Genomic DNA, 15,775 nt, shown 5'->3' with positions numbered 1-15,775 from the left:
GGTAACTGCCACAGGTGGTGGCGCAACAGTGACGGGGCCATCAAGCGAGTGCTGACCATTGCGTACTTTGATCGGCTGGGGGTGCCAAGGCTGTCCTGACCTCAAGCGCTCGAACCGCCCGGTGCGGCCCCGCATGCCGGGTGGTGTGGCAGGGGTGCCTCCCATCAGGGAGGCCCCCTATGCCGATAACGCGGGCGGGATGGCGTGGGCGGCGGTTGTGCGGGCAGGCTGACTTGCAGCTGTTCGGACTTGTGGCGGGCTGACCTATTCAGACCCTTCAGGCCAGATCGATCCGCTCGGTGCGCCCATCGAGGTGCAGTCGCAGCACTTGTGCCCGTTGAGGGCTGTGGTCGAGCGACCAGTCACTGAGCACTTGCCGCAGGGGGTGGGTCGGGGCATGGAGCACATGGTCGGCCGGTTGGTGGGTGTGGCCGTGGATCAGGCGAGTCGCTTGGCTTGCGGCCAGCCATTGCAGGCAGAGCGCTTCGTCGGCATCGGCATAGACGGTGTCGCCGCGCTTTTGGGATTCGCTTTGTTGGCGCATGGCACGGGCCAGGGCCAGGCGTTCAGACAGGGGTTTGGCCAGAAATTCGGCCTGCCATTCGGCACTGCGCACCTGCTGGCGAAAGACCTGGTAGGCCGTGTCGCCCAGACACAGGGCATCGCCGTGGCTGAGCACCAAGCGTTGCTGGCCCAGTTCGAACACGGTGGGGTCGGCCAGCGCGTGCACACCGCAGGCCGCCAAAAAAGCCGGGCCGACCAGAAAGTCGCGGTTGCCGGGCATGAAGGCCAGATGGACTCGCCGGGCGGTTTGCTGCAGCACATCGGCGCATTGCTGCAAAAACGGGTCGTGGGCCACGGCGTCGTCGCCCACCCAGACTTCAAACAGATCGCCCAGCACCAGGACGGCCTGGGCTGGCGTGGCGGCCATGTATTGGCACCAGGCCTCGAAGGTGGCGGGCTCGCACGCTTGCAGGTGCAGGTCCGAGATCAAATCCACCTCCTGCCAATGGGCTGGCGCGGACAAACGGCCCCAGGGCGGTGTGTCCGGCTTGGGCGCAGCCCCGGGCATGGTGTGCGGACCGGCAGCGCGAATCAGAGCGCCACAGCCTTTTCGATCACAACGTCTTCTTTGGGCACGTCGCCGTGGCCGCCGCGGTTACCGGTCTTCACGCCTTTGATCTGGTCGACCACTTCGGTGCCCTTGACCACTTTGCCGAACACGGCATAGCCCCAGCCTTGCATGGAGGGCGCCGTGTGGTTCAGGAAGTCGTTTTTGGCGACGTTGATGAAGAACTGCGACGAAGCGGAGTGGGGCGCCGAGGTGCGGGCCATGGCCACGGTGTACTCGTCGTTTTTCAGGCCGTTGTTGGCTTCGTTTTCGATGGTGGCATCGGTGGGCTTTTGGCTCATGCCGGGCTCAAAGCCGCCGCCCTGGACCATGAAGCCGGGGATCACACGGTGAAAAATCGTGTTGTTGTAGTGGCCCTTGTTCACATAGGCCAGGAAGTTTTCGGTCGACTTGGGGGCTTTTTCGGCGTCGAGTTCGAGGGTGATGACGCCGTAGCCGGTGATGTGCAGTTCAACTTGTGGGTTGCTCATGGTGTTACTTCAACAAAGTGATGGATTGGATGAGGACCGGTGTTTTGGGAACATCGGAGGGAAAAGGACCGCCCGACCCGGTGGGGGTGGTGCGGATTTTTTGGACCACGTCCATGCCGGACGTGACTTTGCCAAAAACGGTGTAGCCATACAGCTGGGTCGCACCCAGCAGCTGGGCGCGGGCGACGTTTTCGTAAACGCGGCCCTGGTATTCAAATTTGGCCACCGGGTCGCCATCGGGGATGGGCGTGGGGTCGAGAAAGGCGTTGTCCACCACGTTGATGAAAAACTGCGAGGTTGCCGATTGCGGGTCGTTGGTGCGCGCCATGGCCAGCGTGCCGGTGGTGTTTTTCAAGCCGGCGGCCAGGGCCTGGCGGCCTTCGTGTTGCACGGGTGCGCGGGTTTTCTTCTCTTTGTATTGGGCATCGTAGCCGCCGCCTTGCACCATGAAGCCGGCAATCACGCGGTGAAAAATCGTGCCTTCGTAGTGTTTGTCGCGGGCGTATTGCAAAAAGTTGGCCACGGTTTTGGGAGCTTTGTCGGCGTACAGCTCGGCTTCGATGTCGCCTGCTGAGGTGCTGATGCGCACTTTGCTGACGTTGGCCGCTGAGGTGGGCGCTGTCTGGGCATTCACTTGCGGCCAGGCCATCGCCATCACCAAAGAGGTCGCCAGAAAACGGCGGGCGTATCGGAAAAAGCGGGAGCGGTTCATGGCGCGGCTTTCAGGTAAGGGTGGTGACCGTCCGTTGGGGGACGGGTCAGGGGGCCTGGGTTTTGAGCATCTGCTCCAGCACCCCTTGCTTGTTTTTGGCCCGGGGCTGGGTGGGCGCTGCCGCTGCTGCCCGGGCATAAGCCTGGGCGGCCAGCGCCGCATGCACATCGCCCAGATTTTCCAGTGCCAGCGCGTAATCGGGGCGGGCCTGGATGGCCGCTTCGAGGGCGGTCAGGGCTTCACTCAGTCGATTTTGACGCACCAGCAGGGCGGCCAGGTTGTTGTGTGGCTCCGGCAACTCGGGGAAATCGCGGGTCAGGGTTTGCAGTGTATCGAGCGCCGCATCGGGCTGGCCCTGTGCATCCTGGATGCGGCTGAGCAGCAGGCGCATCTGTGGGTCGGTGGGGGCGGTCTTGAGCCGGGCCTGGGCCTGTTCGCGGGCGTTTTGCCATTGGCCGGACTGGATCAGTTTGTCCACGTCGGTGTACAGGTCGGCCCGGGCCAGCGCGCAAAACGTCAGCAAGGCACAGGTCAGGGCGAACGGGCGAAGCAGGCGCATGCGGGGGTGTTTTGGAAGTTCAGAGGCCGGAAGCGGTTCAATGGCCGCGCGGCGGGGATATACTGGACGGCCATTGTAGCGGAGGCCATCTGTGCCTCCTGCCCCCCGCCCTAAGACCTGCAGCCCCCGTCTACGGCCGCCGTCCCGGGGTTCGAATGCCCTGTTTTTCTGCCTGCAAGCCTTGGCGCTTTGCGGGATGGTTTTTGTATTCCAAAGCTTGATCTGACATGAGTCTGCGCATTTTCAACACACTCACGCGTGCTGTTTCCGAGTTTTCGCCCGCCGAGCCGGGCCATGTGCGCATGTACGTCTGCGGCATGACGGTCTATGACCTGTGCCACTTGGGCCACGCCCGCTCGATGATCGCATTCGATGTGGTGCAGCGCTGGCTCAAGGCCAGTGGCCTGCGGGTGACTTATGTCCGCAACATCACGGACATCGACGACAAGATCATCAAACGTGCACTGGACAACGGCGAAACCATCCGCCACCTGACCGACCGCATGATCGATGCCCTGCACGAAGATGCCGATGCTCTGGGCGTGCAGCGCCCTCAGCACGAGCCGCGTGCCACCGATTACGTGCCCCAGATGCTGAGCATGATCGGCACGCTGGAACAAAAAGGCCTGGCTTACCGTGCGGGCAACGGCGATGTGAATTACGCGGTCCGCAAGTTTCCTGGCTACGGCAAGTTGTCGGGCAAGTCGCTTGATGAGTTGAACGCGGGTGAACGTGTGGCCGTGAACACCGAAGAAGGTGGCAAACACGATCCGCTGGATTTTGTGCTGTGGAAAAGCGCCAAAGCCAGTGAACCTGGCGATGCCAAATGGGACAGCGCTTTTGGCTCGGGTCGCCCCGGCTGGCACATTGAGTGCTCCGCCATGGCCTGCGAGCTGTTGGGCCAGACCTTTGACATCCATGGCGGCGGCGCCGATTTGCAGTTTCCGCACCACGAAAACGAGATTGCCCAAAGCGAGGGCGCGAACGGCCAGCCGTTTGCCCATTTCTGGATGCACAACGGCTTCATCAATGTGGACAACGAAAAGATGTCCAAGAGCCTGGGCAATTTCTTCACCATCCGTGATGTGCTCAAGGTGTTTGATGCCGAGACGGTGCGCTTTTTTGTGGTGCGCAGCCACTACCGCAGCCCGCTCAACTACAGCGATGTGCACCTGAACGACGCCAAGGGGGCGTTGAAACGCCTGTACACCGCGCTGCAAGCTGTGCCGCCCGCTGACGTGACCATCGACTGGACCGAGCCCATGGCCGCCCGTTTCAAGGCGGCGATGGACGAAGACTTTGGCACGCCCGAGGCGGTGGCGGTGTTGTTTGAGCTGGCCAGTGAGGTCAACCGCAGTGGCTCGGCCGAACGCGCCGGCTTGCTCAAGGCGCTCGGTGGTGTGCTGGGTTTGCTGCAAACCGACCCGACCACTTTTTTGCAGTCCGGTGCTGGACTGGACGAAGCCGACATTCAGGCGCAAATCCAGGCACGAGCAGACGCCAAAAAAGCCCAAAACTTTGCCGAAGCCGACCGTATCCGCAACGACTTGCTGGCCCGGGGCATTGTGCTCAAGGACTCTGCCGCAGGCACGACCTGGGAGGCCGCCCAGTGAGCGCAGTTGCCACTGCTGTGACCCCGGTCACCCCCGAATATTGGGCGCAAGCCTGCGCGCACCTGGCCAAAAAAGACCGGGTGATGAAAAAGCTGATCCCCCAGTTTGGCGATGCCATGCTGGAGACGCGGGGCGATGCCTTTGTCACGCTGGCGCGCTCCATCGTGGGCCAGCAGATTTCGGTCAAGGCCGCGCAGTCGGTCTGGGACAAGTTCTCGGCGCTGACCAAACGCCTGACGCCCGCTGCGGTGCTCAAGCTCAAGGTGGACGACATGCGCGCCGCCGGGCTGTCGGCCCGCAAGGTGGAATACCTGGTTGATCTGGCCTTGCATTTCAGCAATGGCACGGTGCATGTCAAAAACTGGCATGACATGGACGACGAGACCATCATCGAGGAGCTGGTCGCGATCCGAGGCATTGGCCGCTGGACGGCAGAGATGTTCCTGATTTTTTACCTGATGCGGCCCAATGTGCTGCCGCTCGACGATGTCGGGCTGATCAACGGCATCAGTCAGGGCTATTTTTCGGGCGAGCCGGTCAGCCGCAGCGACGCCCGCGAGGTGGCGCAGGCCTGGAGCCCGTACTGCACCGTGGCAACTTGGTATATTTGGCGCTCGCTGGACCCCGTGCCCGTGGCGTATTGAGCGTATTACATGGCGGGCGCAAGCCGGCCTGGACATTTTCAGAGGAGTAAAACTTGGCCAAAAGAACCTTTCTCGACTTTGAGCAACCTGTTGCCGAACTCGAAGCCAAGATCGAAGAGCTGCGCTATGTGCAAAGCGAGTCGGCGGTGGACATCACCACTGAGATCGACCAGCTGAGCAAGAAAAGCCAGCAGCTGACCAAAGACATCTACAGCGACCTGACGCCTTGGCAGGTCACCAAAATTTCGCGCCATCCCGAGCGCCCTTACACGCTGGACTACATCAACGGCATCTTCACCGATTTTGTCGAGATGCACGGCGACCGCCACTTTGCCGATGACCTGTCGATTGTGGGCGGTCTGGCCCGCTTCAATGGTCAAGCTTGCATGGTGCTGGGGCAGCAAAAAGGCCGCGACACCAAAGAGCGCACCCTGCGCAACTTTGGCATGAGCAAGCCCGAGGGCTACCGCAAAGCCCTGCGCCTGATGAAAACCGCCGAGAAGTTCAAGCTGCCGGTGTTCACCTTTGTCGACACGCCCGGCGCTTACCCCGGCATCGACGCCGAGGAGCGCGGCCAGTCCGAAGCCATCGGGCGCAATATTTTTGAAATGGCCCAGCTCGAGGTGCCGATCATCACGACCATCATTGGTGAAGGTGGCTCCGGCGGCGCGCTGGCCATTTCGGTGGCCGATCAGGTGCTGATGCTGCAATATTCCGTGTATTCGGTGATCAGCCCCGAAGGCTGTGCCTCGATCTTGTGGAAAACCGGCGAGAAAGCCGAAGTGGCGGCTGAAGCGTTGGGCATCACCGCCCACCGCCTCAAAGCCCTGAACCTGGTCGACAAGATCGTCAATGAGCCCGTTGGCGGCGCCCACCGCGACCCCGAGCAGATGGTGTCTTTCCTCAAGCGCGCTCTGGGCGATGCCTGGCGTCAGGTGGCCGATCTCAAGCCCAAAGAGTTGCTGGAGCGCCGCTACGAACGCCTGAACAGCTACGGCCGCTTCACCGACACCAAAGCGGGCAAGTAAATGAGGTGAGCCATCAGGGCTCCACACATGGCGCAATCCCTTGAACAGGCCCTGGCTGATTTCAGCCCGGGCCTTCCTTTTGCGGTGGCCTTCAGTGGCGGGGCCGATTCGACGGCGCTGCTGCTGGCTTGTGCACTGCGCTGGCCGGGGCAGGTGAGGGCGGTGCACATCCACCACGGTTTGCAAGCGGCCGCTGACGGTTTTGAGGCGCATTGCCGTGCGCTGTGCGCACAACTGGGTGTGCCGCTGGCGGTGCGCCGGGTGCAGGCCGGTCATGCGCCTGGCCAAAGCCCTGAAGACGCGGCCAGACTGGCCCGCTACCGTGCGCTGGCCGAAGCGGTGCAGTCCGAGTGGCCTGATGTTGGCGACGTGGCGCTGGCTCAGCATGCCGATGACCAGGTCGAGACATTGTTGCTGGCCTTGTCGCGGGGGGCGGGCTTGCCTGGCCTGGCCAGCATGCCCAGCCGGGCCGAACGCTTGGGCTTGCGCTGGCACAGACCCTTGTTGGGTGTGCCGGGCCGTGACTTGCGCGCATGGCTGCAGATGCGTGGGCAAGCCTGGGTGGACGACCCGACCAACACCGACGAGCAATTCACCCGCAACCGCATCCGCGCCCGCTTGCTGCCTGCACTGGCCGAAGCCTTGCCCGCGTTTCGGGAGACTTTTGCCCGCAGCGCTGCCCATGCTGCACAGGCGCAGGAGGTGCTCGATGAAGTGGCGCAGCAAGACCTGACGGTGGTGGGCGTGCCCCCTGACATCCGGGCCTTGCAACAACTGAGCAGCGCCCGGCAGGCGCTGGTGCTGCGGCACTGGCTGCGCAGGCACCACCAGACCACGCCCAGCACGGCGCAATTGAACGAGTTGATCCGGCAAATCCGGGCCTGCACCACCCGGGGACACCGTTTGCATCTGAAGGTGGGCAGCGGCCATGTGACGCGTCAGGGTGGGCGGTTGCATTGGCAGTGAGCTGGCACCGGCCTGTTCCGGGTCAAGAAGGCGTCAGTCCGGTTGGTACAATCAGCGGGTTTTTTCGGGTGCAAACCTGCTTCAACCGTTGGCGGCGCTGGCGCATCATGCCGGTGCCCGCTTTCCCTCTTCTCTTCAGAACTACAACATGGCTTTGATCGTTCACAAATACGGCGGCACTTCGATGGGCTCGACCGAGCGCATTCGCAATGTCGCCAAGCGCGTGGCCAAATGGGCGCGCGCTGGCCACCAGATCGTGGTGGTCCCCAGCGCCATGAGCGGCGAGACCAACCGTTTGCTGGGCCTGGCCAAAGAGTTGGCCCCCGCCAAACCCGGCGATGCCTACAGCCGCGAACTCGACATGCTGGCCTCCACAGGCGAGCAAGTTTCATCGGCCTTGCTGGCCATTGCCCTGCAATCCGAAGGCCAGCCTTCGGTCAGCTACGCAGGCTGGCAAGTCGCCATCAAAACCAACAGCGCCTTCACCAAAGCCCGCATCGAGTCGATCGACGACGTGCGTGTGCGTGGCGACCTGAACGCTGGCAAAGTCGTGATCATCACGGGTTTCCAGGGTGTGGACGACAACGGCAACATCACCACGCTCGGCCGTGGCGGCTCTGACACCTCGGCCGTGGCCGTGGCCGCAGCCCTCAAAGCCGACGAATGCCTGATCTACACCGATGTCGACGGCGTCTACACCACCGACCCCCGTGTGGTGCCCGAAGCGCGCCGCCTGCAGACCGTGAGCTTTGAAGAGATGCTTGAAATGGCGTCGCTGGGCTCCAAGGTTTTGCAAATCCGCTCGGTCGAATTTGCAGGCAAATACAAAGTGCCCATGCGCGTGCTGTCGAGCTTCACGCCCTGGGACATCGACATCAACGAAGAAGCCGCCTCCGGCACCCTGATCACTTTTGAGGAAGACGAACAAATGGAACAAGCCGTCGTTTCCGGCATCGCATTCAACCGCGACGAAGCCAAAATCTCTGTGTTGGGCGTGCCCGACAAGCCTGGCATTGCTTACCAAATCTTGGGTGCTGTGGCCGACGCCAACATCGAAGTCGACGTGATCATCCAGAACCTGAGCAAAGACGGCAAGACCGACTTCAGCTTCACCGTGCACCGCAACGACTACGCCAAGACCATTGACTTGCTCAAGGAAAAAGTCTTGCCCGCACTGGGTGCAGCAGAAGTATCGGGCGACGCCAAGATCTGCAAAGTGTCCATCGTCGGCATCGGCATGCGCAGCCATGTGGGCGTGGCCAGCAAGATGTTCCGCAGCTTGAGCGAAGAGGGCATCAACATCCAGATGATTTCCACCTCTGAAATCAAGACCTCGGTCGTGATCGATGAAAAATACATGGAATTGGCCGTGCGCGCACTGCACAAAGCCTTCGATCTGGACCAAGCGTAAGCTATAATTTGACCCACTGGAAACGTGACCGAGTGGCCGAAGGTGCTCCCCTGCTAAGGGAGTATGGGGTGTAGAGCCTCATCGAGGGTTCGAATCCCTCCGTTTCCGCCAGTAAGCCCCCGCTGAATGCAATTATTCAGCGGGGTTTTTACTTTGTGCTTCAAATGTCGGCGCAGGTCACGCTGGCTGTGGTGGGCCTCTGAAACATCCTTTGGCAGCCCAAGTCCATGGTTGCAACAGTGTGTCGGTCGTTGCGAATGTGGGCGCAACTGGCGTGATCGGCTGGGCATGGCCTGGCATTCACGCGATCCGCAGAGGCGATGGTCGCCACATCCAAGCAGTAGCCAAGACGCCAGCCTGATCGACAGGCGCTAACATCGTGTCCATGTTGGTTAATTTCAAAGCTTCTGATTTGGCAAAACCCCTGACGCTGCGCCGTGGTGTGTATGCGGCGGTGCTTTTGCTGATGTCTTGGCTGTGCATTTTTCTTTACAAAGATGCCTCGGCCTCGTCGTCCAAAGATTGGGTCATCAACCAAGCGGAGTTGAACGGATTGGCTGGCCGGCGCGCGGTTCAGCTTCCGGATGTCTTGGAGGCGCAGGATTTTTTGCCACAAGGCAGCCGGGTCCGTTACCGCATGATTGTGCAGTTGCCGCAGGCACCCCAGACGCCTTTGGGCATCTTTGTCTCGAAGATGAGCCTGTCCGGGGCCTTGTACATCAATGGACAGTACATCAACAGCTGCGATCAAGGCCGTCTTGAGCAACTGCGTTGCCTGCACAAACCCAATCTTTTCAGCACGCCGCTCAGTGTCTGGCAGGCGGGAGACAACGTCATTGAGTTTGAAATCTATGCCAATGCACGACAAACCAATGGCTTGTCGCCGGTGCAAATTGGTGAAGTAGAGGACCTCTACCAAAACAGCTACCGTCTTATCCAATGGTTCAAGATCGAATTTCTGGCGGGGCTGGGATGGATCAGTGCGGTGTTTGGGCTGTTGTCTTTGGCTGTGTATTTCATTTTGCGCAAGGAGCTGGCTTACCTGTGGTTCGGCCTGTGTTGCCTGGCGCACGCCATTGGTCTGCTCAACCTGACCGTCAGCCGTCCGGTGATCAGTGTGGAGGCGTTCATTTGGTTGGTGTTCACCTCGCGCTTGTTTGCAACCCCCATGGCCGTGCTCACCATGCTGTCCTTGTTTGAAAAATTGCAAAGATGGATGATCGTGGCTTTGCTGTCTTTGGCCATTTTCGGCCCCATCATCATTGGCCTCAGTGGGGTCTATCGGCCTTTGTTTTTATTTTTGCTGCTGGTGTTTTTGATTTCTGGCGTCACCTTGGTGGTCAGTGCCATTCGCTGGGCTTTGCAGTCGCGAAGTCCCATGAAGATCATCACCATCGGGATGTCTTTGGTGCTGGTGTTTTCGGGTATTTTCGATTGGTTGCGTCTGGTGGGTCGAACAGAGTTTGAGGGTACTTTCTTCTTCCCATACAGCTACAGCGCCATGCTGGTGACCCTGGGAACGTTGTTGATTCGCAATTTGGCCACTTCACTCAAGCAGTCCAGAGAAGATCGCGCCCAGCTGCAGCGCCGAGCTGCCGAGCGCATGGCTTACGAGGTCACAGAAAACATTCCCGTGGGCACTTACACCCTGATCTATCGGCCGGGCGCCAGACGCGGGGAATTTCTTTTTGTCAGCCAGCGCTTTCTGGAATTGACGGGGTTGCTTCGCAAAGATTTGTTGGCCGATCCGAATTGTTTTCTGGAAATCCTGCACGTGGATGCTTGGGCCAACTGGAACCAGTTCATCACCACGCGGCCCGCTGATCGGGAAAAGTACTCCAGGGAATTTCGCATCTTTCCGCCGGGCGCAGAGATGCGCTGGGTCAGCACTGAAGCGGTGTCGCGGGCTTTGCCCGATGGGTCGATTGTGATCGAAGGGGTGTTGGTTGATCAAACCGACGTGGTCAAGTCCAAAGAGGAGTCGGAGCGTATTCGCGCAGAGCTGCTGAGCCAGCAAATTGAACAGTCACGCATGAAAGAGCGTGAGCAGTTGCTGCGGGACATGCACGATGGCTTCGGTTCACAACTGGCCGGTGTGCGCATGATGGCTGAAAAAGGGCGCATACGGCCTGAGCAGTTCCCTGAATTTTTGCGTGAAATCACCGCCGATTTGCATCTGGTGGTGGACACGCTGGGGCAACTCCACATCACGCTGGAGGAGGCACTGGTGGACATGCACCACCGACTGGAGAGGCGTTTTGCTGGCAGTGGTCCCCAATTGCACTGGCAGATGAGTTTGACAGGATTGCCGCCTCTGGCCCCCCGCAAAATCCTGCAAGCGCTTCGATTGGTCCAGGAGGCTTTGAACAATGCGTTCAAGCATGCGCACGCGCAACATGTGTGGTTCAGGGCACAGTTCGATGTCGAGAACGATGTGTTGACACTGTCGGTTCGCGATGATGGCCAGGGGATGTTGCCGCCTGCTGCCCGAGGTCGGGGCCTGAGCAACATGCAGTACCGTGCGCGTGAAATGGGTGGGGAGTTCCAGTTGATTGACAAGCGACCCGGCGTCGAGATCTTGCTCAAGGTGCCGAACATCTCGGCCCTGGCCCACCAGGATTCAAAGTAACTTGTGGTTGATCGCCATGTCCAGCGCCTGGGCTTGAGACTTGACGTTCAGTTTGCGGTAAAGGCTTCGCACATTGGATTGCACGGTGGACAAGGTCACGCCCATGCTTTCTGCCACCTGGTCGTAACTCAGCCCTTGGGAGAGAAACTGCAATGTTTCGTGTTCACGGGGCGAAAGTTTGATGTCTCTGCGCTCGGTTCTTTTTTCTGCCGGTGTGGACAGTTGCTTGAACAAAAACCTGGCCAAGCGAGGGCTCAGCGGGTAAACGCCATTGAGCACTTGCTTGATGCCTTGGGTGATCTCCTCAATCGACTCATCTTTGAGGATGTAGCCGTTGGCCCCGGCTTCAATGGCGTTCAATACGGCCGCTTCCGATGCGACCACGGAAATCACCACAATGGGCATGTCGGGAAAGCGTTCACGGCAAGCACGTATCACCTCGATACCGCTGACATCGGGCAAGCCCAAATCGACCAAGGCAAGGTCAAAAGCGGTGTGACTTTGGTTCACCCACGCTTTGGCCGCCAGGCCCTCACTGAATTCGATGACCTGCCATGGCGCCTCCAGCCCGTGGATGGCATCCGTCATTTGCTCTGCAAAAAGAGGGTGGTCCTCAACCAGTAAAAGCTGTCGTTTTGGGGTATTGGGCATGCTGCCTGATGTGTGCTGGTTCATCTTCTGATGATACAAAGCCATGCATATCGACGAATATATTATTTTTCATAAAAAATAAAATCTTTAGAATTATTATTTTTGAAGTCAGCTGTTCCAATCCCTGATGGCCTCACAAATTCCCCCACTTAAGGCCACCTCAAACTCCCCCACCTGAATTGATCAGGGGCAGGGTCTCAACGCCGACGACACCGTCGGCACCTGTGGGCAGGACGCATGTTCTGGCTTTCCTCGAAGGAAGGCCAAGAAGTGAATGTCTTGAAACCCAACCAACGCGATGGTGTACAGAGTTTTGTGTAAAGAGGGCGGGGATCAGTCCTTGGGCATCCGGCCTTCGCTTCATCGCTGGGAAACGAGCCCCGGCTCTTGGTCACCTTTCGCAGGCTAATGTTGACCGGCGCAACGGCGTTGGTCGTGTAGATGATCCTCCTGATCTCGGCGGATACTCTAAGAAAAAGAACGGCACGATCCGCTGCCAATTGCTGAGCCACGATTTCACAATGGTCGGGTAGTCTTGACTCCATTGGTCCTCGAACTCCTGCACCCGCAGCAGTTTCTCATCGGCGGTTGCCGCGCTGTAGATCGTTTTCAGGTCTGCGGCCACCACCTTGCGCATTTTCCAGCTCACATCGTTCAGGCTCTGGCGCACCATGTGCACCATGTGCACCATGTGCACCAGACACAACTGCACTGCCGTTTGTGAGTAATTCGCCTCAATCGCCTCAGGAAAGCCCTTGAGCCCATCCACGCAGGCGATGAAGATATCGTCCCCCGGTTCTTGAGCTCCGTGACCACCTGCAGCCACAACTTGGCCCCCTCGGTCTGGGCAATCCTCAGGCTCAAGCTCTCTTTCTCGCCCGCCATGTTGATGCCCAGTGCCATGTAAACCGCCTTGGCTCTGACAGCGCTGAGTCCCGGGTTTTGACGTGATGCAGTCCAGATAAACGATCGGGTACAGCGCCTCCTGAACGTGCGTGCGAGGCTTTGGCCTTCGCAATCAAAAATTTAAATTTATTTAATTTAACAATTTTGCCTTTTTGAATGCTAGCATCCATTCATAAATGCTAACATTTAGACGTCAAACGAAAAAACCAACATATTTGTTTCGCCCAGCAAGAAATTTTCACGATGCAAAACATCAAACCAGCCGCCAAACAACGCTGCTTCAGCTTGGCCGGGATGGCTGAAGTGGGCCTACTTTTCGCTGCCTTGACCACTGGTCAAGTCGCCATGTGAGGATTTGACTTTGTTTTCACTGCCGTTGATTTTGTTGAAACCCAGTGCCTTGCGTTTGTGTTTACGCAATGGTTTGGATTTGTTAGCGGTGACTGATCAGTTCAAGGAACAGGACAGGCAGTCGGTGGGCAGCATTTCGCAAAAACAAGAAGCGGTCTCGATACAGACATTTCGCAAGGTGATATTGCCTACCTTCCTGATCCTCGAATCGCATGCCGAACCATCGTTGTTGGAAGAGGTCACGCGAGGTGACAGCCTTTGTTGTTAATCATTTTTAACTATTTGCGAGAAATGAACTTTTATAAATTTCATCAAAATATCAAGCTGTCGATTGTTACAGCGATACTGGGTTTCAATGCCTTGTTTGCCTTTGCAAATAACATCGGTGAAAACCCAAGCTGGCAGTTCGGGACGACCCAAGATAAAGTCAATCGGTCGGCCACGCTGGACCAGATCGAGAAGAAAAAAGCAGGCTATTACGATGCCATCCGACCGGTCAACAACTACACCACTTATATAGAGAAGCAGTACAACTGCTCGCTGACCTCATCTACGCTGGGGAATACCGGCACCAACAGCACCACGGCCACCAATTCTTCGCCAACGGTCAGCAATACCGGTGCCACCACGTCAAGCGCCATGGCCAACAGTGCCAGCAACAGCTTTCCAGGAAGCGGCGCAACCAATTCCAGCAGTGCCAGCGGTGCCACCTCCACATCGGGGGCTGTCAGTTCCATGCCCAGCAGCCTGGCCAACAGCCAGACCAACGGGGGCAGTTTGAACTCGGGAGTCACTGGCTCCAACACCAGCGCCACCACCGGATCGGTCACCGCCGGTTCAGGTGCCAGTGATCAGGTTCTCAATTCTCAACAGAGCAACGCAGGTCAGCTGACGGCCAGTGTGGTGAGCAGCTCAGCCTGCAATGGTCCGTTCAATTGAGGAGTTGTATTTTGCTGGTTGAAAATTTCAAACGTCTGGCACTCTGGTCCATCCTGGGTCTGGCAGGGTGCACATCTTTGCCTTCTGAAAAAATAGTGCCACAAGAAGATCCTGTGATCATCGGCTCGCCGGTGCGGCGAAACTTCACACCGCTGGAGCCAGCCTTTGCGTGCGTTGCAAATGCTTTGCGCGAAAAAAGTAAGCCAGTGGTGGTCAGTATTGCCGTCGGCGACGTCAAAGACTACACCGGGAAATACAGTCAGACCGAAGGCAATGCCATTACTCAGGGCGGCGCCCTGATGGTGTATTCGGCCCTGGGCAAACTGGGCAACATGGTGGAAATTCGCGAGCGGTTTGATACCCGTATCGCCGAGTTGGAGCTGGCTTATGCTGACCGTCGCCAGCTCGGCGACGGCCAGCTTCACGCCATCGAAGCTGGCAAGCCGCCGGTGCCCTGGGTGCCTTATTTTGGTGGCACCATCTTGCGCTCGCAGTACTACATCGTGGGCGGCATCACCGAGGTCAACTACAACATCCAGTCCGGCGGTTTCGATGCCGCCGTCTCCAATGTGGGTGGCAAGCGGCGCACTTTCACCATGAACATCGGTGTGGACTTGCGCATCATCGACACACGCTCTCTGGTGGTCTTGAAGACCGTCAGCATGCAAAAGCAGATCAAGGGTGAGGAAGTCGGCGTGGGCATCTACCGCTTCTTTGGCAACGAGCTGCTGGACCTGAACGTGGGTGGCAAGAGCCAGGAGCCGCTGCAGTTGGGCGTGCGGACCACCATAGAGCAAAGCGTGCTGGAGCTGGTGGGTGCCATCACGGGGGTGGATGCCAATGTCTGCATCGACCCGATCATGGAACCAAAACGCGTAGCGCGCGATGGTCAAATTCCGTCGGTGGCAGGACCTGCGCAACCCTTGCCAGTGCAGGGCAAAGCCAACGGCAAGGGCAACGGCAACGGCAACGGCAACCTTACCGCGCTGATTGACCCTTCGTCGACCCAAAGTGGTGGCCTGGTGCCACAAAACAGAAGTTTGGTTGCGCAGGGCGCAGGTTATGAACTTCAGTTTGTCACCGCTACTGCCGACATCTCACCACAGACCCGCTCGCAAATCGAAAAAATGGCCGCCGAAGCCAGTCAGGGCAAGGTTGTGAACTACAAATTGCTCAGCCGCGACACCGAAAATTTTCCGCCTCTGCAACGTAGAGAACTCACCAGCGAGCGCATCAACGCTGTCTCGAACATTCTGACCAGCCTGGGTGTGAGCGCTTCACGGATCAAAGTCCTGTGGCGTCCCGACCCCACCGACGCAGGCATCCGCCGCGAAGGCGGGGGTACCCAGTTGATAGCCAGCCTGGCCATCGAGCCATAGCTGCGGCCTAGACCCTCATTTCACTTTAACCAGTTGCCCCAACAAGTTCATTCAGGAGTTTTGTCATGAAAAACAGCAGTTCAACCACCCCAGGAGTAGAAGCCATGAAGTCCGTGCAATCAACGCGCCAATTCGGCGTCAACCATTTCTCTAAGCACCGGCTTTCGGTGGTTGCTGGCGCTTGCGCGCTGGCGTTGGGGGCTTCGCTGGCGCATGCGCAGACGTCAACGACGTATTCATTGGCGTTAACGCCCTACAGTTCCACTGGCCCCACCGCTGCCACAGCATTTCAGACCCTCGCCAATGACAATTACATGATCTGGGTGACCAGTCCGCAGCAGAACTCTGGTCCCTCTGCCGGAACGGTTGCAACCAGTAATGCATT

General features: G+C 58.7%; 14 protein-coding genes, 1 tRNA gene and 2 pseudogenes. 11 read left to right on the top strand and 6 right to left on the bottom strand.

Annotated elements, in window-relative coordinates:
• A pseudogene (locus B9Z47_RS19000) lies at nt 1–99 on the top strand (group II intron reverse transcriptase/maturase); the annotation flags it as partial.
• Nucleotides 100–277: 178 nt separating this feature from the next.
• Here B9Z47_RS19000 and B9Z47_RS12755 read toward each other — a convergent pair.
• Genes B9Z47_RS12755 through B9Z47_RS12740 form a run of 4 tightly spaced genes read right to left on the bottom strand, consistent with a single transcriptional unit; the run spans nt 278 to nt 2,873 of the window.
• Nucleotides 278–1,072 (bottom strand): UDP-2,3-diacylglucosamine diphosphatase, encoded by a 795-nt coding sequence (locus B9Z47_RS12755; protein ID WP_108331613.1) that lies wholly within the window; start codon nt 1,070–1,072, stop codon nt 278–280.
• A gap of 23 nt (nt 1,073–1,095) precedes the next feature.
• Complete coding sequence (locus tag B9Z47_RS12750) at nt 1,096–1,602, bottom strand: peptidylprolyl isomerase (protein WP_108331612.1); 507 nt, start codon at nt 1,600–1,602, stop codon at nt 1,096–1,098.
• A 4-nt stretch (nt 1,603–1,606) separates the two neighbouring features.
• Nucleotides 1,607–2,314, bottom strand: a complete 708-nt coding sequence (locus tag B9Z47_RS12745; RefSeq protein WP_108331611.1) for a peptidylprolyl isomerase — start codon at nt 2,312–2,314, stop codon at nt 1,607–1,609.
• 46 nt (nt 2,315–2,360) lie between these two features.
• A complete protein-coding gene (locus B9Z47_RS12740; protein WP_108331610.1) occupies nt 2,361–2,873 on the bottom strand; it encodes a tetratricopeptide repeat protein in 513 nt (170 codons plus the stop codon).
• A 227-nt stretch (nt 2,874–3,100) separates the two neighbouring features.
• Here B9Z47_RS12740 and cysS point away from each other — a divergent pair, with 227 nt between their 5' ends.
• The 7 genes from cysS to B9Z47_RS12705 all read left to right on the top strand — a co-directional run bounded on the left by cysS (nt 3,101) and on the right by B9Z47_RS12705 (nt 11,164).
• Complete coding sequence (gene cysS / locus B9Z47_RS12735) at nt 3,101–4,486, top strand: cysteine--tRNA ligase (protein ID WP_108331609.1); 1,386 nt, start codon at nt 3,101–3,103, stop codon at nt 4,484–4,486.
• Nucleotides 4,483–5,130: a DNA-3-methyladenine glycosylase gene (locus B9Z47_RS12730; RefSeq protein WP_233253792.1), complete on the top strand. Its 648-nt coding sequence runs from the start codon at nt 4,483–4,485 to the stop codon at nt 5,128–5,130. Before cysS ends, B9Z47_RS12730 begins: the two co-directional genes overlap by 4 nt.
• Before the next feature lie 53 nt (nt 5,131–5,183).
• Nucleotides 5,184–6,158, top strand: coding sequence for an acetyl-CoA carboxylase carboxyltransferase subunit alpha (locus B9Z47_RS12725; protein ID WP_108331608.1), 975 nt, complete (start codon nt 5,184–5,186; stop codon nt 6,156–6,158).
• A gap of 27 nt (nt 6,159–6,185) precedes the next feature.
• Nucleotides 6,186–7,124, top strand: coding sequence for a tRNA lysidine(34) synthetase TilS (gene tilS, locus B9Z47_RS12720; RefSeq protein ID WP_108331607.1), 939 nt, complete (start codon nt 6,186–6,188; stop codon nt 7,122–7,124).
• A gap of 148 nt (nt 7,125–7,272) precedes the next feature.
• Nucleotides 7,273–8,535 carry an aspartate kinase gene (locus B9Z47_RS12715; RefSeq protein WP_108331631.1) on the top strand — a complete coding sequence of 421 codons (1,263 nt, stop codon included), beginning with the start codon at nt 7,273–7,275 and terminating at the stop codon, nt 8,533–8,535.
• Between the two features lie 18 nt (nt 8,536–8,553).
• Nucleotides 8,554–8,646: transfer RNA gene (locus B9Z47_RS12710), tRNA-Ser, on the top strand.
• A 301-nt stretch (nt 8,647–8,947) separates the two neighbouring features.
• Nucleotides 8,948–11,164: an ATP-binding protein gene (locus B9Z47_RS12705; protein ID WP_158271685.1), complete on the top strand. Its 2,217-nt coding sequence runs from the start codon at nt 8,948–8,950 to the stop codon at nt 11,162–11,164.
• On the opposite strand, the gene B9Z47_RS12700 is transcribed toward B9Z47_RS12705, so the two are convergent.
• Entirely contained in the window at nt 11,156–11,815 is a 660-nt protein-coding gene (locus tag B9Z47_RS12700) for a response regulator transcription factor (RefSeq protein WP_255418462.1), read from the bottom strand. The two genes, B9Z47_RS12705 and B9Z47_RS12700, sit on opposite strands and share 9 nt — an antisense overlap.
• A gap of 197 nt (nt 11,816–12,012) precedes the next feature.
• A pseudogene (locus B9Z47_RS18995) lies at nt 12,013–12,700 on the bottom strand (transposase).
• Between the two features lie 382 nt (nt 12,701–13,082).
• On the opposite strand from B9Z47_RS18995, the gene B9Z47_RS12690 reads away from it, so the two are divergent.
• The 3 genes from B9Z47_RS12690 (at nt 13,083) to B9Z47_RS12680 (ending at nt 15,390) form a co-directional block, all read left to right on the top strand.
• Nucleotides 13,083–13,340: a hypothetical protein gene (locus tag B9Z47_RS12690; protein ID WP_108331604.1), complete on the top strand. Its 258-nt coding sequence runs from the start codon at nt 13,083–13,085 to the stop codon at nt 13,338–13,340.
• Entirely contained in the window at nt 13,331–14,011 is a 681-nt protein-coding gene (locus tag B9Z47_RS12685; protein WP_199226392.1) for a hypothetical protein, read from the top strand. The genes B9Z47_RS12690 and B9Z47_RS12685 overlap by 10 nt, the downstream gene beginning before the upstream one ends.
• Nucleotides 14,012–14,220: 209 nt before the next feature.
• Nucleotides 14,221–15,390, top strand: a complete 1,170-nt coding sequence (locus B9Z47_RS12680) for a CsgG/HfaB family protein (protein ID WP_158271681.1) — start codon at nt 14,221–14,223, stop codon at nt 15,388–15,390.
• Nucleotides 15,391–15,775: the final 385 nt, after the last annotated feature.

The organism is Limnohabitans sp. 2KL-1 (assembly GCF_003063435.1).
Classification (GTDB): Bacteria; Pseudomonadota; Gammaproteobacteria; order Burkholderiales; family Burkholderiaceae_C; genus Limnohabitans_A.
Note: the sequence above shows the minus strand (reverse complement) of the source record. Positions and strands in the feature narration are given on the sequence as shown.